Source organism: Cohnella soli (assembly GCF_042655525.1).
Taxonomy (GTDB): domain Bacteria; phylum Bacillota; class Bacilli; order Paenibacillales; family Paenibacillaceae; genus Cohnella; species Cohnella soli.
Window position 1 is genome coordinate 121,540 of sequence record NZ_JBHSMI010000062.1, and the last position, 23,628, is coordinate 145,167.

The 23,628-nt window shown below is 54.4% G+C and carries 24 protein-coding genes; 20 read left to right on the forward strand and 4 right to left on the reverse strand.

Annotated features, from left to right (window positions below; translation table 11 throughout):
- The first annotated feature begins 14 nt into the window (after positions 1-14).
- The 6 genes from nadB (at position 15) to cysK (ending at position 6,742) form a co-directional block, all read left to right on the forward strand.
- Positions 15-1,631, forward strand: a complete 1,617-nt coding sequence (nadB, locus tag ACFPOF_RS29315; RefSeq protein WP_378138970.1) for an L-aspartate oxidase — start codon at positions 15-17, stop codon at positions 1,629-1,631.
- Positions 1,624-2,520 carry a carboxylating nicotinate-nucleotide diphosphorylase gene (nadC, locus tag ACFPOF_RS29320; protein ID WP_378138972.1) on the forward strand — a complete coding sequence of 299 codons (897 nt, stop codon included), beginning with the start codon at positions 1,624-1,626 and terminating at the stop codon, positions 2,518-2,520. The genes nadB and nadC overlap by 8 nt, the downstream gene beginning before the upstream one ends.
- Positions 2,517-3,281, forward strand: a complete 765-nt coding sequence (locus tag ACFPOF_RS29325; protein ID WP_378138974.1) for a type III pantothenate kinase — start codon at positions 2,517-2,519, stop codon at positions 3,279-3,281. Before nadC ends, ACFPOF_RS29325 begins: the two co-directional genes overlap by 4 nt.
- Before the next feature lie 99 nt (positions 3,282-3,380).
- Positions 3,381-4,262 carry an Hsp33 family molecular chaperone HslO gene (hslO, locus tag ACFPOF_RS29330; protein ID WP_378138976.1) on the forward strand — a complete coding sequence of 294 codons (882 nt, stop codon included), beginning with the start codon at positions 3,381-3,383 and terminating at the stop codon, positions 4,260-4,262.
- A gap of 77 nt (positions 4,263-4,339) precedes the next feature.
- Positions 4,340-5,320, forward strand: coding sequence for a peptidyl-prolyl cis-trans isomerase (locus ACFPOF_RS29335; protein WP_378138978.1), 981 nt, complete (start codon positions 4,340-4,342; stop codon positions 5,318-5,320).
- A gap of 480 nt (positions 5,321-5,800) precedes the next feature.
- Positions 5,801-6,742: a cysteine synthase A gene (gene cysK / locus ACFPOF_RS29340; RefSeq protein WP_378138980.1), complete on the forward strand. Its 942-nt coding sequence runs from the start codon at positions 5,801-5,803 to the stop codon at positions 6,740-6,742.
- Positions 6,743-6,811: 69 nt separating this feature from the next.
- On the opposite strand, the gene ACFPOF_RS29345 is transcribed toward cysK, so the two are convergent.
- Positions 6,812-7,360: a GerAB/ArcD/ProY family transporter gene (locus ACFPOF_RS29345; protein WP_378138982.1), complete on the reverse strand. Its 549-nt coding sequence runs from the start codon at positions 7,358-7,360 to the stop codon at positions 6,812-6,814.
- Positions 7,278-7,571, reverse strand: a complete 294-nt coding sequence (locus tag ACFPOF_RS29350) for a GerAB/ArcD/ProY family transporter (protein ID WP_378138983.1) — start codon at positions 7,569-7,571, stop codon at positions 7,278-7,280. The genes ACFPOF_RS29345 and ACFPOF_RS29350 overlap by 83 nt, the downstream gene beginning before the upstream one ends.
- A 126-nt stretch (positions 7,572-7,697) precedes the next feature.
- On the opposite strand from ACFPOF_RS29350, the gene ACFPOF_RS29355 reads away from it, so the two are divergent.
- Genes ACFPOF_RS29355 through ACFPOF_RS29375 form a run of 5 tightly spaced genes read left to right on the forward strand, consistent with a single transcriptional unit; the run spans position 7,698 to position 12,901 of the window.
- Positions 7,698-9,272: a spore germination protein gene (locus ACFPOF_RS29355; protein ID WP_378138986.1), complete on the forward strand. Its 1,575-nt coding sequence runs from the start codon at positions 7,698-7,700 to the stop codon at positions 9,270-9,272.
- 2 nt (positions 9,273-9,274) lie between these two features.
- Positions 9,275-10,351: a GerAB/ArcD/ProY family transporter gene (locus ACFPOF_RS29360; RefSeq protein WP_378138987.1), complete on the forward strand. Its 1,077-nt coding sequence runs from the start codon at positions 9,275-9,277 to the stop codon at positions 10,349-10,351.
- Complete coding sequence (locus ACFPOF_RS29365) at positions 10,348-11,466, forward strand: GerAB/ArcD/ProY family transporter (protein ID WP_465251475.1); 1,119 nt, start codon at positions 10,348-10,350, stop codon at positions 11,464-11,466. Before ACFPOF_RS29360 ends, ACFPOF_RS29365 begins: the two co-directional genes overlap by 4 nt.
- A complete protein-coding gene (locus tag ACFPOF_RS29370; RefSeq protein WP_378138991.1) occupies positions 11,463-12,674 on the forward strand; it encodes a Ger(x)C family spore germination protein in 1,212 nt (403 codons plus the stop codon). Before ACFPOF_RS29365 ends, ACFPOF_RS29370 begins: the two co-directional genes overlap by 4 nt.
- Entirely contained in the window at positions 12,671-12,901 is a 231-nt protein-coding gene (locus ACFPOF_RS29375) for a hypothetical protein (RefSeq protein WP_378138993.1), read from the forward strand. Before ACFPOF_RS29370 ends, ACFPOF_RS29375 begins: the two co-directional genes overlap by 4 nt.
- On the opposite strand, the gene ACFPOF_RS29380 is transcribed toward ACFPOF_RS29375, so the two are convergent.
- Positions 12,902-14,440, reverse strand: a complete 1,539-nt coding sequence (locus tag ACFPOF_RS29380; protein ID WP_378138995.1) for a DHA2 family efflux MFS transporter permease subunit — start codon at positions 14,438-14,440, stop codon at positions 12,902-12,904. It abuts the gene before it with no gap.
- Positions 14,441-14,459: 19 nt separating this feature from the next.
- Positions 14,460-14,981 (reverse strand): PadR family transcriptional regulator, encoded by a 522-nt coding sequence (locus tag ACFPOF_RS29385; protein ID WP_378138997.1) that lies wholly within the window; start codon positions 14,979-14,981, stop codon positions 14,460-14,462.
- A 223-nt stretch (positions 14,982-15,204) separates the two neighbouring features.
- On the opposite strand from ACFPOF_RS29385, the gene ACFPOF_RS29390 reads away from it, so the two are divergent.
- From ACFPOF_RS29390 to lysS, 9 genes are all read left to right on the forward strand, one after another.
- On the forward strand, positions 15,205-16,815 hold the full coding sequence (locus ACFPOF_RS29390; RefSeq protein ID WP_378139027.1) for an anthranilate synthase component I family protein: 1,611 nt from the start codon (positions 15,205-15,207) through the stop codon (positions 16,813-16,815).
- Positions 16,796-17,377, forward strand: coding sequence for an aminodeoxychorismate/anthranilate synthase component II (gene pabA, locus ACFPOF_RS29395; protein WP_378138999.1), 582 nt, complete (start codon positions 16,796-16,798; stop codon positions 17,375-17,377). The genes ACFPOF_RS29390 and pabA overlap by 20 nt, the downstream gene beginning before the upstream one ends.
- Complete coding sequence (pabC, locus tag ACFPOF_RS29400; protein WP_378139000.1) at positions 17,374-18,255, forward strand: aminodeoxychorismate lyase; 882 nt, start codon at positions 17,374-17,376, stop codon at positions 18,253-18,255. Before pabA ends, pabC begins: the two co-directional genes overlap by 4 nt.
- Positions 18,252-19,112, forward strand: coding sequence for a dihydropteroate synthase (gene folP / locus ACFPOF_RS29405; RefSeq protein WP_378139002.1), 861 nt, complete (start codon positions 18,252-18,254; stop codon positions 19,110-19,112). The genes pabC and folP overlap by 4 nt, the downstream gene beginning before the upstream one ends.
- Positions 19,112-19,504, forward strand: coding sequence for a dihydroneopterin aldolase (gene folB / locus ACFPOF_RS29410; protein ID WP_378139004.1), 393 nt, complete (start codon positions 19,112-19,114; stop codon positions 19,502-19,504). Before folP ends, folB begins: the two co-directional genes overlap by 1 nt.
- 7 nt (positions 19,505-19,511) lie before the next feature.
- Positions 19,512-20,039, forward strand: a complete 528-nt coding sequence (gene folK / locus ACFPOF_RS29415; protein WP_378139006.1) for a 2-amino-4-hydroxy-6-hydroxymethyldihydropteridine diphosphokinase — start codon at positions 19,512-19,514, stop codon at positions 20,037-20,039.
- Positions 20,032-21,060 (forward strand): tRNA dihydrouridine synthase DusB, encoded by a 1,029-nt coding sequence (gene dusB, locus ACFPOF_RS29420; RefSeq protein WP_378139008.1) that lies wholly within the window; start codon positions 20,032-20,034, stop codon positions 21,058-21,060. The genes folK and dusB overlap by 8 nt, the downstream gene beginning before the upstream one ends.
- A gap of 197 nt (positions 21,061-21,257) precedes the next feature.
- On the forward strand, positions 21,258-21,734 hold the full coding sequence (gene greA, locus ACFPOF_RS29425) for a transcription elongation factor GreA (RefSeq protein ID WP_378139010.1): 477 nt from the start codon (positions 21,258-21,260) through the stop codon (positions 21,732-21,734).
- Between the two features lie 113 nt (positions 21,735-21,847).
- On the forward strand, positions 21,848-23,353 hold the full coding sequence (gene lysS, locus ACFPOF_RS29430; RefSeq protein WP_378139012.1) for a lysine--tRNA ligase: 1,506 nt from the start codon (positions 21,848-21,850) through the stop codon (positions 23,351-23,353).
- Positions 23,354-23,628 lie beyond the last annotated feature (275 nt).

Below are 23,628 nucleotides of genomic sequence, written 5' to 3' on the forward strand. Positions count from 1 at the left end.
GGGGACTAATACTCATGATTCCACGTTACGTAGTCGATTTTGATCTGGATAAGCTGCCTCGCATAGATACCGACGTCATCGTTATCGGCGCCGGCATCGCGGGCCTGTATACGGCCTTGAAGGCAAGCGAGACGAAACGCGTGCTGATGATTACGAAGAAATCTCTCTTCGACAGCAACACGCGTTACGCGCAAGGCGGCATTGCCGCCGTCATATCGGATGAGGATTCCCCCGATTTCCTCGCGCAAGATACGTTGATCGCCGGCGCCGGACTTTGCGAGGCCGCAGCGGTCGACGTTCTTGTGCATGAAGGACCGCAAGGGGTGCACGAGCTGATTCGCTATGGCACGAACTTCGACGAAGAAAACGGCCATTTCGCCTTAACGAAAGAAGGGGCGCACAGTCAGCGACGCATCCTTCATGCCAACGGAGATGCGACGGGTTATGAGATCGTAAGGGCGTTGGCGGAGCGGACGAAAGTCGATCCGACGCTGGAGTTATGGGACGATCATTTTGTGCTCGATCTGCTAACCGAGGACGGAGAATGCCGCGGGGCGCTCGTGCAGAAGCCGGATGGGACACGCGTCGCGGTGTTCGGGAGCGCAACGATTCTGTGCACGGGCGGCACGGGCCAATTGTATCGATATACGACGAATCCGGAAATCGCCACCGGAGACGGCGTGGCGATGGCTTACCGCGCAGGGGCGGACATTCGCGACATGGAGTTTAACCAGTTTCATCCGACTTCGCTTTGTTACCCGGGAGCGCCGCGTTTCTTGATTTCTGAAGCGGTGCGAGGAGAAGGTGCATACCTTCGCAACATTCGCGGAGAACGTTTTATGGAGAACTATCATCCGCAGCTAGAGCTTGCGCCGCGGGACGTCGTCGCGCGGGCGATTCTCAGCGAGATGGAAGCGACCAAGTCGACCTATGTCTACATCGACATTACGCACGAGACGCCGGAACTGATCAAACATCGTTTTCCGACGATTTTTGAATTCTGCTTGAATTACGGGCTCGACATGACGACGGATTGGATTCCTGTCGCTCCGGCGGCGCATTACATGATGGGCGGCGTAAAAACCGACCTGCGCGGCGAGACGAGCATTCGCCGTCTGTTCGCTTGCGGCGAAGCTTCGTCGACCGGCGTACACGGAGCGAACAGGCTGGCAAGCAATTCACTGTCGGAGGCGATTGTATTCGGTCAACGTATCGTGAACGCAATTAACCTGTTGCCAGCGGGCAAGAAAACGGCGGATAACGGGCCGTCTGCGGGAAGGAACGCGGTATTGACGGGTGCACTGATCGAGCGGCGGTTGAAGTTGCAGAAGGACATGGTGCGTTATGTCGGTCTGCGTCGCAATCGAGCCGGTTTGCAGAAAGGGCTGGACGATCTGAAGAAGCAGTTGCCATTGTTCCAGCTTAACTTAACGAAGAAAGAAGAATTGGAATACGCGAATCTGCTTACTTGCGCGCTGCTTGTTACGGAGTCGGCTTTACATAGGGAAGAAAGTCGCGGCGGACATTATCGGGAAGATTTCCCGCAGCGCGACGACGAACACTGGCGGAAACATACAATCATAAACAGGGATACCGGCATACGCACAGAGAGGGTCGACGAACATGTTTGAACGAGAAAGCGATTGGACGATCGGCGGTCCTGCGGTCGATGCGGTGAAAGCGCAGCTGCGCGCATGGCTCGCGGAAGATATCGGCTCCGGCGACGTGACAACGATGGCGATCGTGCCGCAAGATCATCGTTCTCGCGGCATTATTCATGCAAAACAAGCGGGCATTCTGGCGGGCATTCCGCTGGCAAGGCTCGTCTTCGAGGTCGTGGACCCTGAATTGACATTCGACGCGTTGGCGGCGGACGGGGATCGGGTAGAGCGGGGAACGGTGCTGGCCGTGGTCGAAGGATCGACGCATAGCATACTGACCGGGGAGCGACTCGCGCTGAATTTGTTGCAGCGGCTGTCGGGCATTGCGACGAAAACAAACGAGTACGCATCAGCAGCGCAAGGTCAACCGGTGCGGATCGCGGACACGCGCAAGACCACGCCGGGACATCGGACGCTCGAGAAGTACGCGGTGCGCGTAGGCGGCGGATTCAACCATCGGTTTGGCCTGTATGACGCCGTTATGATTAAAGATAACCATATTAAAGCCGCGGGAGGCATTACGGCGTCTGTTCAAGCCGCCAAATCGCGCATTCCGCATACGATGATGATAGAAGTAGAAGCGGAATCGCTCGCGCAAGCGATAGAAGCGGTTCATGCTGGCGCGCACATCGTCATGCTCGACAATATGAGCTCCGAGGACATGGCAGTTGCGGTGAAGGCCGTCCGCGAGCTTGCGCCTCATGTCGTGCTTGAAGCTTCGGGCGGGATACGACCGGAGCGGGTCGCCGAAGTGGCGAGAAGCGGCGTCGACATCATATCCGTCGGCGGGCTGACCCACTCGTTCCAAGCGCTGGACATCAGCCTGGATCTCAACGAGAAGAAGGGGGCCGCGCAATGATTCTGGTGTTCGATGTCGGCAACACGAACATTGTGCTCGGTCTCTACAAAGGACGCGAACTGACGCACCACTGGCGGCTGAGCACGAATCGTTCTTCGACAGTGGACGAATACGGGATTTTACTTACGAACTTATTCCAGTTGGCGGGCGTTCGGGCAGATCAGATCGAAGGCGTCATCCTGTCGAGCGTTGTGCCACCGATCATGAACACACTAGAGCGACTTATCGTGAAGTACGTCGGCAAAGAACCGCTTGTCGTCGGTCCCGGCGTGAAGACGGGACTGAACATTCGGTACGAGAACCCGCGCGAAGTCGGCGCGGATCGGATCGTAAATGCAGTGGCGGGCATCGAGCAGTACGGCACGCCGCTTGTTATCGTCGACTTCGGAACGGCGACGACGTTCGATTATATCGACGCGACGGGCGCATACATCGGCGGGGCGATTATGCCGGGCATCGGAATCTCGGCCGAGGCGCTGTACCAACGGGCAGCGAAGCTGCCACGTATCGAGCTGGCGAAGCCGAAGTCGGTTATCGGCCGGAATACGGTTGCGGCGATGCAATCCGGCATCGTATACGGCTACGCGGGGCAAGTGGACGGCATTTCGCGAAGAATCGCCAAAGAATTTAACGTAACGCCGCGGATTATCGCGACCGGAGGATTAGCGGAACTGATTGCAGTGGAATCCGAGACAATTGAACTTGTCGATCCGTTGTTGACATTGGAAGGATTGCGCATCATATACGAGCGGAACAAATAACGATAAACAGCAATCAACGCGAATCGCCGTCCGCAGGGGCGGCGATGTCGCATCGTTAGACCGTTTGTACGGTCAGGCAAGAAAGGAGATGGACGAGCGATGAAAGATGAAATGATTCGGGGTACGGCGTGGAACGGCGGTTTGCGCGTGTTCGCGGCCAGCACGACTGCGCTTGTGTCCGAGTTGCAGCGCAGACATGATACGTTCCCGACTGCAACGGCCGCACTAGGAAGAACGGCGACCGCTGCGGCGATGATGGGTATGATGTTGAAGGGCAAGGAAAGGCTGACCGTGCAAGTCAAAGGCGACGGACCGATCGGTCAGATCGCCGTCGATGCGAACGCGGCCGGCGAAGTGAGAGGCTACGTCGATCACCCGCACGTGCATCTTCCGAGCAATAGCCAAGGGAAGTTGGACGTCGCCGGCGTCGTCGGACTTAACGGCTACATCAACGTGACGAAGGATCTCGGCTTGCGGGAACCTTATCGGGGCAGCGTTCCGATCATATCCGGGGAGTTGGCGGAAGATTTTACGTTGTACTTTGCGGACTCGGAGCAGACGCCGTCATGCGTCGGACTTGGCGTGCTTGTCGAGACGGATAATTCGGTCATTCACGCAGGCGGGTTTATCGTGCAAGTATTGCCGGGTTTGCCCGAGGAACAGCTCGTACGTCTGGAACAGGCGATCGCGGCGATGCCGCATGTGACGTCGCTTATGGCTCAAGGGGAGACGCCGGAAGGCATTTTGCGTTTCCTTGTTGGCGACGAATTGACGATTCACGACAGCATTGAACCTGTCTTCAAGTGCAATTGCTCGCGCGAACGCTTCGAGAAAGTGCTTATTACGCTTGGCAAGCAGGAACTGCGCAGCATCATCGACGAGGACGGACAGGCGGAGTTGCACTGTCATTACTGCAACGAGAAATACTTGTTTGACGACACCCAATTGGAAGAACTGTATAGGCTAACGGATCGGGCCTAGGGCGTGTCTGAATGCTCCGAGGAGTTTTCAGACACGCCCTAAGAAACGAAGTTTCGTTCAGGAAAGGGATGAGCAACATGAGGGAGACGATACGGCGTGAGCCGTTCGTACTGTTTGCCCTCTTGGCCATGGCGGCATTGGCCGTGTTAGCGGGATGCAAGTCGCAGGAAACTTCGTCTTCCGAATCGCCGTCAGCCCCGAACGCCTCCGCTGTGTCGCCGCAAGGCGGAGAAGGCGCGGGGCAATCCGGCGATGACGTTATCGCTACGGTCGGAGGCGTCGCCATTACGAGGCAGCAATTGATGGATCGGCTGTTGTCCGCCTATGGCTCCGAGGCTTTACGGACGATGATGCTGCAAGAAACGGTAAGAGAAGAAGCTGCAACATCCCAGATCGAAGTATCGGACACAGAGCTGGATGCTGAGCTTCGACAGATGAAACAAGGCTACGAGAGCGAAGAAGCGTTCTACCGGCAAATGCAAGAGCAGCTCGGCATGAATCCGCAGGAAGTGCTTGAAGACGCCCGTTACCGTTTGCTTCTGGAGAAGCTAATCGTTCAAGGCGTAGTAGTTTCTGATGAAGAGATCGAGCGATATATGGACGAGCATCGGCAGGAGTGGATGCCGAAGAAGCAATATCATCTGTTGCTCATCGTTGTCGATTCCAGAAAACAGGCCAACGATGTGATGGCCAAGCTTGCGAACGGTGCAGACTTCGCTGAACTTGCGAGAACGCGCTCGATCGACGAGTTCTCTGCCGATGCAGGCGGAGACCTCGGTTGGGTCGAGGAAGACGATCCGTTCGTTGCCGAGAAGGTACTGCGAACGGCGAAGGAGCTGAGCTCCGGGGACGTCGGCGGTCCGGTTGCACTTGATGAAGGATACGCGGTTGTGAAGGTGGAGGGGCGCAGTCTCTCGCAGACAAAGCCGGAAGATCAAGTTCGCGATGATGTCCGTCGTCAGATCGCGCTTGGCAAAGCTCCTACGGCGAAAGATTACGAACAGTCTCTGCTAGAGAAATACGGCGCCGTAGTGAATGATCGTACCTTGCGGAATTAGGCCTTCGCTTCAGGGTAATCACTTACGGAACGCCTAAACCGTGCACGACACCTCCAAGAGACAAGCGTTTAGTTGGACTAACGACAACTACAGCGCACCGCAGCAACTCCGAGCAGGCATTTAGTTGGACTAAACACAACTACAGCGCTCCGCAGCAGCTCCGAGCAGGCATTAGTTGGACTAAACACAACTACAGCGCACCGCAGCAGCTCCGAGGAGGCATTTAGTTGGACTAAACACAACTACAGTGCACCGCAGCAACTCCGATCAGGCATTAGTTGGACTAAACACAACTACAGTGCACCGTGCGATTCATTGTTTTCGTAAGCGATTGTCCTACACCTGCACAACGACACCTGCACGCCGCCGCGCTTGACAATCTTCCATCGATTTTGTTAAGATGAAACTATAAATACCTACTGAATTAGTCGGATTAACGCAACGCGGCATCGGCCGTATATTCTGGGAGGGAATTGTCTAATGGCTAAGATTGTTCAGAACGTGACTCAACTGATCGGCGATACGCCGCTCGTCCGCTTGAACCGTATCGTGCCCGAAGGCAGCGCTGAAATCTATGTGAAGCTGGAATACCAGAACCCAGGCTCCAGCGTTAAGGATCGCATTGCGATCAGCATGATCGAAGAAGCGGAGAAGCAAGGCGTCATCAAACCGGGAGTCAGCACGATCGTCGAACCGACGAGCGGCAACACCGGTATCGGCCTGGCGATGGTCGCCGCCGCGAAAGGTTACCGTGCGATTCTCGTTATGCCTGAGACGATGAGCTTAGAGCGCCGCAATCTGCTGCGCGCCTACGGCGCGGAACTCGTTCTGACACCTGGGTCCGAAGGCATGAACGGCGCTGTCCGCAAAGCGGAAGAGATCGTGCAAGAGAACCCGGACTATTTCCTTCCTCAACAATTCAAGAACAAAGCGAACGTGAAAATCCACCGCGAAACGACCGGTCCGGAAATCGTCGAAGCGATCAACTCTCTCGACGGCAAGCTTGATGCGTTCGTTGCAGGGATCGGCACGGGCGGCACGATCTCCGGCGCCGGCGAAGTGCTGAAAGAAAACTTCCCGGGTATCCGCATCGTCGCGGTAGAACCTGCGGCTTCCCCGCTGCTGTCCGGCGGCGGCCCTGGTCCGCACAAGATCCAAGGGATCGGCGCGAACTTCATTCCTGAAATTCTGAATCGCGACGTCTACGATCAAATCGTGACGATCGAGAACGATGAAGCGTTCGAGACGGCACGTACAGTTGCGAAGAAAGAAGGTTTGCTTGTCGGCATTTCCTCCGGCGCAGCTATCTTCGCGGCGCTTAAAGTGGCGAAAGAGCTTGGCGCAGGCAAACGCGTCATCGCCGTCGTTCCTTCCAACGGCGAACGTTACTTGAGCACGCCTCTGTTCAACTTCGAAAATTAATCCATTTCCGCCTTATCGCGGATCAAGCCCGCCGAGCATGCTCGGCGGGCTGTTTATTGTAGATTGGCGTTATGACTGTTCCGGCTTCTTTCTAATCAGCGCAATCATAAGCAAGAGCACCGGCACGACCGTTTGCAGCGTCAAAGCATAGAACGGCGTCGTCTTCATGAAGAAGCCCGCCAACTCTTGCAAGCTAGCGGCGGACCAGATGCTGAACAGCACCAGCAAGAAACCAACGGGCATGACGATAGGGCGATAATCGGATAGTTTCAGCCATTGGGCGGTTCCGAGCGCGACGACGTAGAAGAACACGGATATTTTAATAAACACGCCGCCAACGTAGATCGACATCACAATCGCCTCGAGATGCTCGAACAGTTGACCGATGATAATATATCGAATTGCGCCGATCATCGGGTACGAGAGGCTTCCCGTAATGTCGCTGAATAATAAATAGGGAACGAAATCGAACATAATGAAAGTCGGGACGACAAGATGTACGGCATACATCCCCCACTTCATTCCTTTGTTGCGCTCAGTCAAATACGGTACCAAAAATGCGATCAGCAGAAAGTCGCTGTAAAATCCGGTAGCCGACAATGCGCGGGGCGTATTCAATAATCGTCTTGCCTGGGTATAGCTTGTTTAATCGATAGACGAGATAGACATTCAAATACCCGATCACGGAAGCCATTATAGGCGACAGCCATATATCCTGCTTGGCTTGAATGGCCGTAATCGACGGCATGAGAATAAGCCCTGACGCCATGATCGTAGGGTGCATCAGAAGAACGAGTTGAAACCCCGATATTTTGCCTTTCTCGAGCATTTTCCCGCCTTCCGCACCGGATAATTATACAAGCATTCCCAACCACCCCTAGGAAAATTCAAAGTTATAGAAGCTTGGCGATTGGGCGAGAATGGATGGAAACGATACAAGGAGAACCGATCGGCCATGCGCGTTATCCGCAAAGTATTGAAACAACTGCTGAAATCCCGTCCGCGCAACCCGTTGAATAACGACCGGCAGCCGGCTGACCAACAGCCCGCGCTCTCCATGGATCTGAATGAAAACTTGCAAGATTTGAACGCCATCTATGCGAATTGCTCGGATGTCGTCATGCACGACTTTCTGATTGCGGGAAAAACAAAAGCATTGCTTGTCTATATAGAAGGCCTGTCCAATCTCGAGATGATCGATCAGCACGTTCTTGCTCCGCTAATGCAGGAATCGGCGGCGGATAATAGCAATACGAATAGCATTCTTCAATCTAGGATTTCCGTCTCCAGTCGGAAAAACGTTAAAACGTTCGCCGAAGCGATCGAGCAAATTTCAAACGGAAACCCGGTACTTCTTGTCGATCAACAACGGGAAGGCATTGCATTGGGATTGGCGAAGTGGGAAAAACGCGGGGTTGAAGAGCCGGTCGCCGAGAGCGTTATTCGAGGACCGCGCGAAGGGTTCACGGAAACGCTAGGGGTCAATACTTCTCTGCTACGAAGAAAAATCAAAAGTCCCGCGCTGAAAATGAAATCGATAAAAGTCGGACGGTATACGCAGACGGAGGTCGTCATCGCCTATATCGAGGGACTCGCGGCGTCTGCTTTGATTGAAGAAGTAGAGAATCGGATTGGGCGAATCGACATGGACGGTATTTTGGAAAGCGGGTATATCGAAGAGATGATCGAGGATAGTCCCTACTCCCCGTTCCCTCAGCTTCTCTCGACGGAACGGCCCGATGTCGCGACGGGTTCTCTGCTGGAAGGCCGCGTCGTTATTCTCGTGGATGGGACCCCCTTCGTCCTCGTTGCGCCGACGACCCTCGCCTCCTTGCTGCATTCGCCGGAAGATTATTATCAAAGGTTTTTGATAAGCACGCTCATTCGTTGGCTGCGATATTTGTTTTTCCTTATTTCGTTAATCGTGCCTTCGGCTTATGTTGCGATCCTCACGTACCACCAAGAGATGATTCCGACCACTCTTCTGATTAGCGTAGCCAAGTCCCGGGAAGAGATTCCTTTTCCGGCCATCGTCGAGGCTTTTCTAATGGAAGTGACTTTCGAAGCGCTTCGCGAAGCCGGGGTTCGGCTGCCCAAGCAGGTCGGCGCGGCCGTCAGCATCGTCGGAGCGCTAGTCATCGGGCAAGCCGCGACTTCGGCCGGACTCGTATCCGCGCCTATGGTCATGGTCGTCGCGATGACGGGAATCGCTTCCTTCATGATCCCCCACTACACGGTGGGAATCGCATTAAGGATGCTGCGTTTCCCGATTATGATCCTGGCGGGCATCCTGGGGTTGCTTGGCCTGATGCTCGGCGTGATTATAATCGTTATCCACCTCTGTACGCTTCGTTCTTTCGGCGTTCCGTACTTGAGTCCGCTCGCCCCGAGGAATGGCCGCGATCTTAAAGATGTGCTGTTTCGAGCCCCGTTATGGAAGTTGGACACTCGTCCGCGTTTAACCGGAGAAGGAAACACGCACCGTCAAGCTCCGGGGCAGAAGCCGAATCCGACCAAGGGAGGCGATTAGGGATGATCGAAAAAGGAAAAATATCCGGTTTCCAGATGGGAATTCTGATGTTCCCGTCGGTTCTGGCGACGGCCCTCCTCTTCGTGCCGTCGATCACGGCACAACACGCGGAACGGGATTTGTGGCTTTCGCCGATCTGGGCGTCCCTTGTCGGATTTCTTAACGTGTATATCCTCAATAAGCTGAATCGGCGCTACCCGGAAATGAACATCACGGAATATAGCGCACATATCGTCGGCCGGATTCCGGGTAAAATCATCGGCCTCTTCTTTATCGTCTTTTTTTGGCATATTACCGGCATCATCATTAGAGAATACGGAGAGTTCGTTGCGAGCGCCAATCTATTTGAAACCCCATTGGTCGTCATCATGGGAAGCATGGTGCTGGTCAGCGCTTTCGCGGTACGGGGCGGAGTAGAAGTTCTGGGAAGATGCGCTCAGTTATTCATGCCGGTCGTGACGCTGCTTTTCATTTCGTTATTTGTTATGCTCATACCGGATTTGCACGTAAACAACATGTTTCCGATGTTCGAGCATGGATTGAAGCCCTCCTTTATCGGTTCCATCATTCCGCAGGGCTGGCTCAGCGAATTCGTGCTCGTTTCCTTTCTGCTTCCGTTTCTGAACGATCGCAAGAAAGGATTGAAATGGGGAATGATCTCGGTAGTTGCCGTGGTGACGTTGATGGTGCTTACCAATTTTGCCATCCTTTTTTTATTTGGCACGATTACGAGCGATTTGATCTATCCGGTAATGACCGCGGCCGAATATATTACGTTCGCGGACTTTTTTGAACATCTGGAGTCCATCGTCATGGCGATATGGGTGGCGAGCGCGTTCGTCAAAATCGCGGTGTTCTATTACGTGATCGTTCTCGCCGCTTCGCAATGGTTGAAGCTCTCCGATTATCGGCCGCTTGTCTTTCCCATCGGATTTTTACTAGTGCTTTCCAGCCTTTGGGCGTCGCCCAACCTGCAGGACCTTATCCATTTTCTCGGCACGTCGGCCGCTCTTTACGATATGTCCGCGCAACTCATTATCCCTTTGTTTCTGTTTGGTATCGCATCAGTCAGGGGGTGAGAACGTTGATCGAAAAAGGCAAGATTTCCGCGTTCCAGATGGCGATTATGATGTACCCGACGATCATAGCGACAGCCATTATTTCGTTACCGACGATCATGGCGACGAATGCCGGACGAGATCTATGGCTTTCGCCGATCGTCGCTTCTTTGTTGGGGATTCTGATGACGTTTACCGCCTATCAGTTGAATAAGCTGTACCCGAAGACGAGCATCGTCGGATCCAGCGGACAGATTCTCGGTCGGTTCCCGGGAACGATCGTCGGGTTTATTTTCTTCTTCGTCTATGCGCATGATAACGGATTCGTTATTAGGCAATACGGGGAGTTCATCGTAAGCGCTTTTCTTCCTGAAACTCCGCTTCTCGTCGTCGTAAGCAGCATGGTACTGGTCTGCGCTTTCGCGGTGCGGGGCGGCGTGGAAGTGCTGGCAAGATGCGCTCAGATGTTCGTTCCGATCATGATCGTTATTCTCCTATTGATCTATATTCTGATTATTCCGGACCTGAAACCGAGCCATATGTTTCCGATAATGGAGAAAGGAATCAAACCTTCCCTCATAGGCTCTTTTTTCGCGCAAGGATGGTTCGTCGAGTTCATTGACGTTTCTTTTCTGCTTCCTTTCGTGACCGATCGGGAAAAAGGGGCGAAATGGGCAATGATCGCGGTAATTACGGTCATGCTTACAATGGTGATTACAAGTCTTGTCGCTCTGTTTTTACTCGGACCCATTATTGACAGTTTCAATTACCCGGTGATGAACGCGGCGCGATACGTTAGCCTAGCCGATTTTGTTGAACATATGGAATCGCTTTTGATGGCGTTTTGGGTGCTCGGGGTATTTGTTAAAAATTCGGTTTATTATTATTTGCTCATTCTTATTACTTCGGAATGGTTGAATCTGTCCGACTACAGGCCGATTGTTTTTCCGCTCGGGTTTCTGCTCGTGCCGATCACGATGTGGGTATTCCCTAACCTGCAGGAAATGTCCCATTTCTTCAATACGTCAGGCATGTTTTATATCGTATCGATAAAAGGAATTATTCCGATCCTGTTGCTAATCCTTGCATTCGCGCGAAAAAAGAATCGAACCCGTAAGGAGGAGCGACAAGCATGAATGCCTTTTTCACCAGAAAATCGATTATCGTTGTTGCGCTCGGCATGTCTCTTGCTCCGCTTGCCGGCTGCTGGGATAGAACCGAAGTCAACGATTTGGCATTGGTCATGGCCACGGGAATCGACAAGAAGGACGATAAGACGATCGAGCTTTCCGTTCAAATCTTTGTTCCGAGAGCTTCCGGGGGCGGGGGCGGAGGAGGCGTCATGGGGGGCGGCGGAGGAGGCGGCATGGCTCAAACGCTGGTGAGGTCCGAGGAAGGATCTACGATTGCCGACGCGATGTCCAAGCTGCAGGAGAAGCTTCCTCGCAAAATCTTCTGGGGGCATGGCGAAGTATTCGTCATCGGCGAGAAGATGGCGAGGGAAGGAATCCGCGAGCATGTCGATTTCTTGTTGCGGGACCCGGAACCCCGTATACGCGCCGATATGCTTGTCAGCAAAGGCGAAGCCAAAGAGGTAATGGAATTGCTCCCTCCGCTTGAACGAAGCTCGGCGGAATCGCTTCGGGAAATGGTCAAAACCCGAATCGGGATCAAAACGACGGCCAACGATCTGGCGCAAATGTTGGCCGGCGAGTCGGGCGCGGCTGCCTTGCCTTGGGTAGAAATATTGCCGCCGGAGTCGGAAAAGAAGGGAAAGCAAACGGATCCGTATATTACCGGAACCGCCGTGTTCAAGAAAGACAAAATGGTCGGACGGATGGACGATAAAGTGACGAGAGGATTGCTTTGGGTGAGGAACGAGATCAAATCGGCGACCGTTACCATTGAACCGCAGGAGGCGGAAGGTTACGTATCCGTGAGAATGCGGAATAGTACGACGGAGCTGATTCCGGGGATGAACGACGAGAAATGGACCATGACGGTCAGAATCGATTCGAAATACGATTTGGTGCAAAATACGACCAATCTGAGCTCCGTAAATCCGAAATTGATGAAAGAAATACAAAACGAACTGAATGAATCCGTTGAAAATAACGTACGGTTGGCTCTTGATCGCGGGCAACAAGAGTTAAAAACGGACATCTTCGGATTTGCGGACGCCTTTCACCGCAAATATCCGAAGAGTTGGAACAAGTCGAAAGAACGCTGGGACGAAATATTCCCTAAAGTCGAAGTGAACGTTGAAGTGAATTCCAAAATACTCCGTCCCGGCATGTCCACCGAGGGTGCGGTTAGGCCGAAAAACAAGGTGAAGAAAAAATGAATTGGGCTGCCATACTGGGAATAACGGTCATCTTGATACTCATGGTTCTATTCGAATGGCCGAAAATGAATAAAAACATGAAGAAAGAGAAAGCAGCCTTTGTGACCATCACGATAATCGGCTGGCTGCTTGCGATTTTGCTTGTTCTTTTTCCGGACATGCCGGGTCCGACCCAGTTCGTGGATATGATCTATCGACCGCTGGGAAAGCTTCTTGAAAAGCAATGATCAGACGTGGGCGGCACCGGGCTGCCCCTGCTCGCGCTGTTTCGCAGCCGTGACATCCAGCCTGCTTGCGCCGACGAACAACGCCGTGACGAGGCCGATGACGCCGACACAGATGCTGAGAATAAAACCATGATTGATCGACGTGCCCAGCGCGCCTTGCAGAAACTCGCGAATTTGCGGATCGAGCTTGCCGCCTGCCCGCATAAGGAGTTCCGGGTTCGCCAACGTGGCGATTTTATCTTTCGGAATGCCGATGTCGGCAGCGCCGGTTGTAATTAAGCGATGCAGATTGTTGTTAACGATCGTCGCCATGATCGAAGCGCCCATGATGCCCCCGATATTACGCCAGAATCCGACGATGGAAGAGCTGACGCCCATGTATTTCGGATCGACGTTCGCGGCGATGGCGCTTTGAGCGACGCTCATGAGCGGTCCGACCGCGCCGAAGCCGAGCAGGATCATCAGCAGAATCATATATCCGTAAGAGGCGTCCGTGCCGACGGTTGCAAGTAACGACGCGACCAGGACAGTCATCACCATCGTGAAGAGCATGAGCGTACGGAACGCAAACTTGCCTTGCAAGAAGCCGAATCCGATCGCCCCGGCGATCAGCGAAGCCATCATCGGCGTCAGTATGCCGTTGGAGTTGGCATGCCCGAGCACACCGACCGTGAAGCTCGGCAAATACGTAATGGCGGAGAACATAATGACCCCTTGGCAGAAGCAGATAATGCTCGTGCCGAGAACCATTCTGTTCTTGAAGATGCTGAGCGGGAGTACCGGTTCCGAGGCGCGCAGTTCGACGGCGATGAACAATGCGCCGAAGATGGCGGAGACGGCAAAAAGGCTGATTTCTTGCCAGGAGCTCCAAGCGTAATCTTTACCGCCCCATTCCAGCGCAAGCATGAGCGAGACGGTCGTCACGATTAGGAACAGCGTCCCCAAGTAATCGATTTTCGGTCTTTTCTCCGAACGCGTTTCTTTCAACGCGAACATCAGGACGAGCATGGAGGCTATGCCGATAGGTACATTGATGTAGAAGTTCCATCTCCACCCGAAGTGATCCGCGATAAAGCTGCCGAGCTGCGGACCTGCGACGGACGACAGACCGAAGATTGCGCCGAACACGCCCGACATTTTCGCCGCGTCTTTCGGATCGTTAAAGATCGTATAGATGATGGTGAAGCTGATCGGGAACAACGAGCCGGAGCCGATGCCCTGAATGACCCGGAACAGAATAAGTTGGTCGGCGCTCTGGGCGACTCCGCACAAAGCGGAGCCGATCAGGAACATGCCGATGCCGATCATGTAAAACAATTTTCTTCCGAACAAATCCGACATTTTGCCGAATACGAGCATCGTGCTCGTCGCTGCAAGCATATAAGCCGTAAACACCCAGCTCACTTTATCGAACACATTAAAATCTTCGCTGATCTTGTTGATGCACGAGGCTACGATCGTGTTGTCCAGCGACGCCATCAGCAGACCGAGCGCCATCGCCAGTATGATCAGATTGCGGTTCGAACCTTTTTCACTCATACATGCTTCTCTCCTTTGTTTACTGTTGCGCTTTCAAGCGAGCCATGCCTTCCCGTATTGTCGTTAGCTTAGCGATGCAGATGTTAATGCCCAGCTCGATACAGATGAGCTGCGTCGGCTGCATCATATCTTTGAACGCATCGCGTTTCTCGCTCAGGCTGTCGAGTTCCGACTGAATCTCTTTCTCGGCTTGCTGGAGCCAATCGATAACCAGTTTCTCGTCGACGTAGTGGCCGAAGTACAGCCGCATCAGGAAGTCCGACTTGTACGTGTCAGATTCCACATGGCTGTTCAGGTAGTCATAGAACCGGCTTTGGCCTTCCTCCGTAATGGTGTACACGTTTTTGTTTGGTTTGCCTTCCTGCACAACGCTTTCCTTCGAGATTAAACCCTCTTTCTCCATGCGATGAAGCGTCGGATAAATCGTTCCGTAGCTTGAGTTATAGAAATAGCCGAAGATTTCCTCATACAGATTTTTGATCTCGTAACCGGATAAAGAGCGTCTCATGAGCATGCCTAGAAGGACGTCTTGACTGTTCATGCGGGTTTCCTCTCTCTCTAGGTGTTGGATTTGACAAGCTGGAAGCTCAATTCACCCTCTAACGATTCATAATATATCATTTTGATATATATCGGGTCAATATATGAATGGCGGATTTTGAAATTTGCTCTTGCAGGCAAGCATACGGGATGGATTTGTGGTATTCTGCTTAGAAAGACAAAGAGACCGCGATCGGGCAAAAGGGGCGGAAATCGTGGAGAGTATGGAATTGGTCGAGTTGGAGCAGTGGATGCGATGGCGCGAGGAGCGTGTCGACGAGGGGTATTCGCTGTTTCCTTATGTGCGTAAAATGGTGACGGGACCCGATGTATTGCCTGCATTCTGGGATCGAGCTTGGGAGGCGGCTTCCCCATACGCTTGCCTGCTGGAAAGCGGGAAGGGCGGGCGCTACTCGATCGTCGGCTTGCGCCCGGTGTCGGTGCTCGTCGGGGACGGAGCGGGCGCGCAGGTGTTGGCTGAAGCATTGGGCGGGGCATGGGAGCAGGCCGGGCGTCTGACGGGTTCGCCGCTGCAGGTGCTGCGCGAGTGGATGCGCCCTTGGCGCGGACCGCGGCCGGCAGATGTGCCGGACTGCATCGGCGGCGTGCTCGGCTACTGGAGCTATGATGTTGTTCGCAGCTTGGAGCGGTTGCCGGTGATTGCGGAGGACGATCTGGGTATTCCGCAATACGTTTTCCAGCGGTTCGAGGAGCTGTGGGTTGCCGATCATCAGGAAGGGGCCGTCTACGTCGCCGTTCATACTCGTATCGGGTCTGGGTCTGGCGAGGGTGTGGGCGACGCAGATTTGAAGGCGTTATACGCGGGCGCGCGGGAGCGGGCGGCCGAGATGACGCGGGAATGGGCGGGCTGGCTTGCGGGCGGGCGCAGCGAGGCGGACGCCGCACGCAAGCGGGCGATGTGCGAACGGACGGAGCGCGATCTGCTGCAGATCGATGTAGAGCGGCTGCCCGGCCTGGCGACGTCGATAAGCAAGGAGCAGTTCCAGCAGGCAGTGCGACGCGTTCAACAGTACATCGGGCAAGGGGATGTATTCCAGGTGAACTTGTCCATGCGTCAGAGCCGGCCGACGGAAGCGTCGCCCGAGGCGTTATATGAATGGCTTCGCGTCGTGAATCCGTCTCCTTATATGGGCTTGTTCCGAGCGCCGGATTTCTCGCTCGTGAGCGCCTCCCCCGAGTTGCTCGTCAAGCTGGACGGCGGCAAGCTGTCGACTCGTCCGATCGCGGGCACGCGGCGGCGCGGGCGGACGCCCGAAGAGGACTTGGCGCTCGAGGACGAGCTGCTGTCCAGCGATAAGGAGCGGGCGGAGCACGTCATGCTCGTTGATCTCGAGCGTAATGATCTCGGCCGAGTCTCAGCATACGGCACGGTGAAAGTGCCGGAACTGATGACGGTCGAACGTTATTCGCACGTCATGCACCTCGTTTCTCAAGTGGAAGGCCGGCTCGCCCGAGGCAAGGACGCGCTTGATGTGCTGGCCGCCGTGTTTCCGGGAGGTACGATTACCGGCGCGCCCAAAATCCGCACGATGGAGATCATTGAAGAGCTCGAACCGACGCGACGGGGACCATATACTGGCTCTGTCGGATGGATTGACTATAGCGGAAATATGGAATTTAATATAATTATTCGTACGATCGCGGTTAAGGACGGCGTGTGCCACATCCAGGCGGGTGCGGGCATTGTGATTGATTCCGAGCCGGAGCGGGAATATTACGAGTCGCTGAATAAGGCGAAAGCACTGTGGAAAGCGGTGCAATATTGCGAAGCAACGGAAGGGCAGGGGAACGAACATGATTCTGGTCATCGATAATTACGATTCCTTTACGTATAACCTGGTGCAATATCTTGGCGAGCTCGGCGAGGACATTCAAGTGTACCGCAACGATGAGATCGACCTGGACGGCATCGCCAAGCTGGCGCCCGACCATATTCTCATTTCGCCGGGTCCGTGCACGCCGAACGAGGCTGGCGTCAGCCTGGCGCTGCTGGAACGGTTCAAGGGCGAAATCCCGATTCTCGGCGTCTGTCTCGGACACCAATCGATCGGACAAGCGTTCGGCGGGGAGGTCGTTCGCGCCGGAGAGCTTATGCACGGTAAGACGTCCGAAATTTCGCACGACGGTCGGACGATATTCGAAGGTTTGCCATCGCCTTTCACGGCAACCCGATACCACTCGCTGATCGTGAAGCGAGACACGTTGCCTGACTGCCTGGAGATCAGCGCCGAGACGGAAGACGGAATGATTATGGGCCTGCGGCACAAGGAGTATGTGATCGAAGGCGTGCAATTCCATCCGGAATCGATCATGACCGATCACGGGCTTCGCATTCTACGCAATTTCCTGAGCCAGAAGACGGGCGTCAGAGTATGAAGTTTCTGTATAACGGACGACCGATAGATCGTTCCGAAGCCGTGATCTCAGCATTCGATCACGGTTTTTTGTACGGCATGGGGCTGTTCGAGACGTTTCGGACGTACGGCGGAAGGCCGTGGCTACTCGCAGAGCACGCAGAGAGGCTGGCGAAAGGCTGCCAAGCTCTGGGTATCGCCTATGAGCCGAATGTCGAGAAGATGCGGGAAGGCGTCGCTCTTCTATTGAAGGAGAACGGATTGTCCGACGGCTACATTCGTTGGTCGGTATCTGCGGGTGAAGGGGAGATCGGGCTTCCGGCCGAAGGGTACGCTGAGCCTAACGAGATCGTGTACACCAAGGCGCTGCCTCCGGATGAACCGTCCGATCGCAAAGGGAAGACGATCCGGCTGCTTCAGACATTGAGGAGCACCCCGGAAAGCGATGTTCGTTTAAAATCGTTTCACTATATGAATAATATCAATGGCAAGAGGGAATTGGTCGCCTCCGGCGCGGGCGCGGGTACGGAAGGCGTGTTCTTGAACCGCGAAGGGAAAATCGTCGAAGGGATGGTCAGCAACGTGTTTTGGGTTGCTGAGGGGGTATTGTTCACCCCGGAAGTTTCCACCGGCTTGCTCGAAGGCATTACCCGGTCCTATGTGCTTGAGATGGCCGCCCGGCTAGGCATCCGAACGGAGCAGGGGAATTACGGATGGGACAAGCTGCTGGCAGCGGACGAAGTGTTCTTGACGAACTCTATTCAGGAGGTCGTGCCGGTCGTCCGCATCGAGAATAGCGAGGGAAGCGGGCATTCTCCGGGCTGCGGCAGTTCGGTCGGTCCGGTTACGAACACCCTTATGAGCGAATACCGCGCGGAAGCGGAAAGGAACGAACGATGAAGCCGATCTTTTACAATCGAACATACGAATTCGCAGATGGGTTGAAGCTGGCGCTGGGGAAGCGGACGCTCGTGATGGGCATTCTGAACGCGACGCCGGACTCCTTCTCGGACGGCGGACGGTACGACGAAGTATCCGCCGCCGTGGAACGGGCGAAGATGATGGCTGCAGAAGGAGCGGACATTATCGATGTCGGAGGCGAATCGACGCGTCCGGGTAGCGCGCTAATCTCGGAGGAAGAAGAAATACGCCGGGTCGTGCCTGTCATTCGGGCGATTCGGGAGCAGGTTGCGCTACCGATCAGCATCGATACGTACAAGGCAGGGACGGCGCTCGCCGCACTCGAAGCCGGAGCCCATATCGTAAACGACGTGTGGGGATTCAAGCGAGAGCCCGAGCTTGCCGCCGTATGTGCGCGATTCGGGTGTCCGGTCGTGCTCACCCATAATCGTAATGATCGGGATTACACCGATTTTGTGCCTGACATACTGCGGGATTTGCGGGAAAACGTCGAGATCGCGCGCGCTGCCGGCGTTGCCGATGAGAACATCTGGCTAGATCCGGGCATCGGCTTCGCCAAAGATCTGGAACAAAATCTGGAGACGATGGGACGGCTGGGCGATATCGTTGCTCTCGGCTATCCAGTGTTGCTTGGGACGTCGCGCAAGTCGTTCATCCAGCGTACGCTCGGCGTAACGCCCGGAGAGGCGCTCGAAGGAACGGCGGCGACAACCGCGCTCGGCATCGCGCAAGGTTGTCAGATCGTCAGGGTGCACGATGTCCCGGAGATGAAGAAGGTCGCCGCGATGACGGACGCGATTGTATACCGACAGACAGCGGAACGGAGGGGCAGCTAATGGATAGAATGATATTGAAGCGCATGGTTTTCTACGGCTATCATGGCGTATTTCCCGAGGAGAACAAGCTTGGGCAGAAATATATCGTCGATCTCGATATGCGAATGGATCTGGGACGGGCAGCCGCTAGCGACGACGTGTCCGACACGGTTAATTACGCGGAGATTCACGCTCTCGTCAAGGAAATCGTGGAAGGCCCGCCAGTCAAGTTGATCGAGACGTTATGTCAGAACATTGCATCTGCGTTGCTCGGTACGTATACTAGTATCATTCAAGCGACGGTGGCGGTAACGAAGCCGAATCCGCCGTTCGACATTACGTTCGACGGGGTGACCGTGGAGTTCCGCAGGAAGCGGGACCCGGACGGCAACGTCGTACCCGCAGAGGATTGAGCAACGCGTGTTGGAAGCATATGTGGCGCTTGGCGCCAATCTGGGAGATCGGGAGCATTCGCTTGCGGAAGCCGTGCGCAGACTGCAAGCGGAGCCGGGAATCGAGCTCGTCCGTGTATCGGCAGCTTACGAGACTGCGCCCGTCGGCTATACGGATCAGCCTTCTTTTCTGAATATGGCGATCGCATTGCACACGGAACTGGAACCTGTCGAATTGCTGAGGCGCCTTCTGGCGATCGAGCAAGAAATGGGGCGCATCAGGGATGTGCGGTGGGGACCGCGAAATATCGATTTGGACTTGCTCGTTCATGGAGAGACGTCGATGGATACGCCGGAACTAACGCTCCCGCATCCCCGAATGGGGCAGCGGGCTTTCGTGTTGGTGCCGCTTCGCGACGTGTGGCCGAAGGAGAAGGTTTTCCCATGGGCGTCCGAGCTATCGGCGTTCTCGCTTGAGGAGGAAGGCATCGCTCGTTATGCTGAATGGCATTCGGCGGATGGCGAGCTAAGAAAGGAGTCGAAAGACAATGCTTAAAATCGGCAATGTACAAATGAACAACAACGTCGTGCTCGCGCCGATGGCGGGCGTCTGTAACCCGGCGTTTCGTTTGATCGCCAAGGAATTCGGCTGCGGGCTCGTCTGCGCCGAGATGGTCAGCGACAAGGCGATTCTGCACGGAAATACGCGGACACTCGAGATGTTGTTCGTGGACGAACGGGAGAAGCCGCTGAGCTTGCAAATATTCGGAGGCGACAAGGAGTCTCTAGTCGAAGCGGTCAAGTTCGTCGACAAAAACACGAACGCGGACATCATCGACATCAACATGGGCTGCCCGGTACCGAAAGTGACCAAATGCGACGCAGGAGCCCGCTGGTTGCTCGATCCGAATAAAATATACGAGATGGTGTCTTATGCGGCGGATGCCGCCAAGAAGCCGGTTACCGTCAAGATGCGCATCGGTTGGGACGATGAGCATATTTACGCGGTCGAGAACGCGCAGGCGGTCGAACGCGCGGGCGGAGCGGCCGTCAGTGTACACGGACGTACGCGGGAACAACTATATACGGGTACGGCTAACTGGGACATTTTACGGGACGTGAAGCAGGCCGTTAACATTCCTGTTATCGGCAACGGAGACGTGTTCACCCCGGAGGACGCCAAAAGACTGCTCGAGCATACGAACTGCGACGGCGTGATGATAGGCAGAGGCGCGCTCGGCAATCCTTGGATGCTGTACCGCACCGTTCATTACTTAACGACAGGCGAGTTGCTTGCCGATCCGTCACCGGCCGAGAAAATCCGCATCGCGATTCTTCATATGGACCGGCTGATCGATCTGAAGGGCGAAAGCGTCGCCGTTCGCGAAATGCGCAAACATCTGGCTTGGTATTTGAAGGGGCTGCCGGACTCGGCGCAAATCAAGAACTCCATCATGGATTTGACCGCGCGGGCGGGTGTTGTTTCCGTCTTGGAAGATTACGTCCACACCCTCGACGAGCTGCTTCGGCAAGAGGCCGCGAACGAATCAGGGGAGAGCGCGCCGATCATTCACTAGAAATGAAGCGGTTTCAATTCAGGCTTTTCCGCGAATTGACATTTATGAGGGCTTGAAATATAATCAGAACCAATATTCGCCCGAACATCAGGAAGACTCCAGACTTTATCACCAGAAGATGGCATGTCGTCGGCGACGGGCCATATATTGTGTTGTAACAACCGTGAAAATCTTTACCATGACAGGAGATCGGTGAGATGAGCGATAAGGAAGTGCTTCTGACCCAAGACGGTCTTAAGCGGTTGGAAGAAGAACTCGAGAACCTGAAGTCCGTCAAGCGCCGCGAAGTCGCGGAACGTATTAAGGTTGCTATTGGTTACGGCGATATCAGCGAGAACTCCGAATACGAAGACGCGAAGAACGAGCAAGCCTTCATCGAAGGACGCATTATTACCTTGGAGAAGATGCTCCGCAACGCGCGTATTATCAATCACGAAGAGATCGACTTGGAGACGGTAAGCATCGGTTCCACCGTCGTCGTAGAAGATCTCGAATTCGGAGATTCGATGGAATATACAATTGTGGGCACGGCGGAGTCCGACCCGCTTAACAACAAGATTTCGAACGAAAGCCCCGTAGGAAAGGCGATTATCGGGAAGAAAAAAGGCACGACGGTAGAAGTGAGCGTTCCTGCGGGCATTATTCAATACAAAATCGTCGATATCAAAATGTAACCATCGATAGGTATGTCCCATCCGTACGCTGCGCAAAGCTTCCCCGACGTCTACCGGCGTCAGGGAAGCTTTGCTTGCACTGTTAGACTCGAAAGACGAAGGAGTTTACAATCATGGACCACACGGAAAACACCGAGACACTCGAACTAGGGGAATTGCTTCAAATCCGGCGCAACAAGCTGGACGAGCTTCGCTCGCTCGGCATCGACCCGTTCGGCACGAAATTTTCCCGTGCCAACGAAGCAGGCGATCTTGCTTCGAAGTATGGGGAGCTTTCGAAAGAAGAACTCGAGGAGAAGGCGGTCGAAGTCAGCCTGGCTGGCCGTATTATGACCAAGCGCGGCATGGGTAAAGCGTCTTTTGCGAATCTTCAGGACTTATCCGGCAAAATTCAAATTTATGTTCGGCAAGACTCCGTAGCGGAGAACAAATATGCGGCGTTTGATCTGCTCGATATCGGCGACATGATCGGCATCAAAGGCGTCGTCTTCAAGACCAAGACGGGCGAGTTGTCGGTTAAAGTGCAGGACCTCGAAGTATTGACGAAGTCGCTGTTGCCTCTTCCGGACAAATTCCACGGCCTGAAAGACGTCGAGACGCGTTATCGCCAACGGTACGTCGATCTGATCGTGAATCCGGACGTACAGAAGACGTTCATTGCACGTTCGCGTATTATTCAGGCGATGCGTCGTTATTTGGACAGCCGCGGTTATTTGGAAGTGGAGACGCCCACGTTGCACGCGATCGCGGGCGGGGCGGCTGCGCGTCCGTTCATTACGCATCACAATGCGCTCGATATGCAACTTTACATGCGGATCGCGATCGAGCTTCACTTGAAGCGGTTGATCGTCGGCGGCATGGAGAAAGTGTACGAGATCGGGAGGGTATATCGTAACGAAGGTATCTCGACGCGCCATAACCCGGAATTTACGATGATCGAGCTGTACGAGGCGTATGCCGACTACGAGGACATCATGGATTTGACCGAGCAACTGGTCGCGCACATTGCGCAAGAGGTGCTTGGGACGACGAAGATCACGTATCAGGGGCAAGAAGTCGATTTAACGCCAGCTTGGCGCCGCGTATCGATGACGCAACTGATTCGCGAAGTTGTCGGCGTCGATTTCGAAGTCGAGATGACGGATGAGGAAGCGCACGCGTTGGCCAAAGAACATAAAGTGCCGGTCGAGAAGCACATGTCGTTCGGCCATATCGTCAACGCGTTTTTCGAGCAATTCTGTGAACATACGCTCATTCAGCCGACGTTTGTGACGGGACACCCTGTAGCGATCTCTCCTTTGGCGAAGAAAAAAGCATCCGATCCGCGATTCACGGATCGTTTCGAACTGTTTATCGTCGCACGTGAACACGCGAACGCATTTACGGAGCTGAATGATCCGATCGATCAACGCGAACGCTTCGAAGCGCAGTTGACCGAGAAGGAAGCGGGCAACGACGAGGCGCACGAGATGGATGACGATTTCATCCGCGCGCTCGAGTACGGCATGCCGCCGACGGGCGGTCTCGGCATCGGCGTCGACCGTTTGGTTATGCTGCTGACCGACTCGCCATCGATCCGCGACGTGTTGCTGTTCCCTCATATGCGCGATGAGCACTAAGATAGAAATAGGAACCGGCCTCTCCGTTATGCGGAGGGGCCGGTTTTTGTCTATGCGGCAGTAGAACTTCATGTTGATGTGAAAAATTCATTTGAAAAAGGGGTTGCATTCCCTTTGTGGGCTGTGCTATATTATTTAAGCCGCTTCAAACGGCAACGAAATAACGAAACAAACCAATTGTACTTTGAAAACTGAACATAGAGCGTAAGAAACAAAAGTAAGACCAGCAGTGAATGAGCCTCAAAAGGCTCTGTAATAAGAAGCTTCGGCTTCAA

Bases quoted from the DNA above. Each gene is read 5' to 3' on its own strand.
- ACFPOF_RS29335 (WP_378138978.1), top strand. From the start codon at position 4,340: ATGAGGGAGACGATACGGCGTGAGCCGTTCGTACTGTTTGCCCTCTTG.
- folP (WP_378139002.1), top strand. From the start codon at position 18,252: ATGAAGCCGATCTTTTACAATCGAACATACGAATTCGCAGATGGGTTG.
- ACFPOF_RS29360 (WP_378138987.1), top strand. From the start codon at position 9,275: ATGATCGAAAAAGGAAAAATATCCGGTTTCCAGATGGGAATTCTGATG.
- pabA (WP_378138999.1), top strand. From the start codon at position 16,796: ATGATTCTGGTCATCGATAATTACGATTCCTTTACGTATAACCTGGTG.
- ACFPOF_RS29370 (WP_378138991.1), top strand. From the start codon at position 11,463: ATGAATGCCTTTTTCACCAGAAAATCGATTATCGTTGTTGCGCTCGGC.
- ACFPOF_RS29390 (WP_378139027.1), top strand. From the start codon at position 15,205: ATGGAATTGGTCGAGTTGGAGCAGTGGATGCGATGGCGCGAGGAGCGT.
- ACFPOF_RS29325 (WP_378138974.1), top strand. From the start codon at position 2,517: ATGATTCTGGTGTTCGATGTCGGCAACACGAACATTGTGCTCGGTCTC.
- cysK (WP_378138980.1), top strand. From the start codon at position 5,801: ATGGCTAAGATTGTTCAGAACGTGACTCAACTGATCGGCGATACGCCG.
- ACFPOF_RS29350 (WP_378138983.1), bottom strand. From the start codon at position 7,571: ATGCTCGAGAAAGGCAAAATATCGGGGTTTCAACTCGTTCTTCTGATG.
- ACFPOF_RS29355 (WP_378138986.1), top strand. From the start codon at position 7,698: ATGCGCGTTATCCGCAAAGTATTGAAACAACTGCTGAAATCCCGTCCG.
- lysS (WP_378139012.1), top strand. From the start codon at position 21,848: ATGGACCACACGGAAAACACCGAGACACTCGAACTAGGGGAATTGCTT.
- hslO (WP_378138976.1), top strand. From the start codon at position 3,381: ATGAAAGATGAAATGATTCGGGGTACGGCGTGGAACGGCGGTTTGCGC.
- dusB (WP_378139008.1), top strand. From the start codon at position 20,032: ATGCTTAAAATCGGCAATGTACAAATGAACAACAACGTCGTGCTCGCG.
- pabC (WP_378139000.1), top strand. From the start codon at position 17,374: ATGAAGTTTCTGTATAACGGACGACCGATAGATCGTTCCGAAGCCGTG.
- folB (WP_378139004.1), top strand. From the start codon at position 19,112: ATGGATAGAATGATATTGAAGCGCATGGTTTTCTACGGCTATCATGGC.
- nadC (WP_378138972.1), top strand. From the start codon at position 1,624: ATGTTTGAACGAGAAAGCGATTGGACGATCGGCGGTCCTGCGGTCGAT.
- ACFPOF_RS29380 (WP_378138995.1), bottom strand. From the start codon at position 14,440: ATGAGTGAAAAAGGTTCGAACCGCAATCTGATCATACTGGCGATGGCG.
- greA (WP_378139010.1), top strand. From the start codon at position 21,258: ATGAGCGATAAGGAAGTGCTTCTGACCCAAGACGGTCTTAAGCGGTTG.
- nadB (WP_378138970.1), top strand. From the start codon at position 15: ATGATTCCACGTTACGTAGTCGATTTTGATCTGGATAAGCTGCCTCGC.
- ACFPOF_RS29375 (WP_378138993.1), top strand. From the start codon at position 12,671: ATGAATTGGGCTGCCATACTGGGAATAACGGTCATCTTGATACTCATG.
- ACFPOF_RS29385 (WP_378138997.1), bottom strand. From the start codon at position 14,981: ATGAACAGTCAAGACGTCCTTCTAGGCATGCTCATGAGACGCTCTTTA.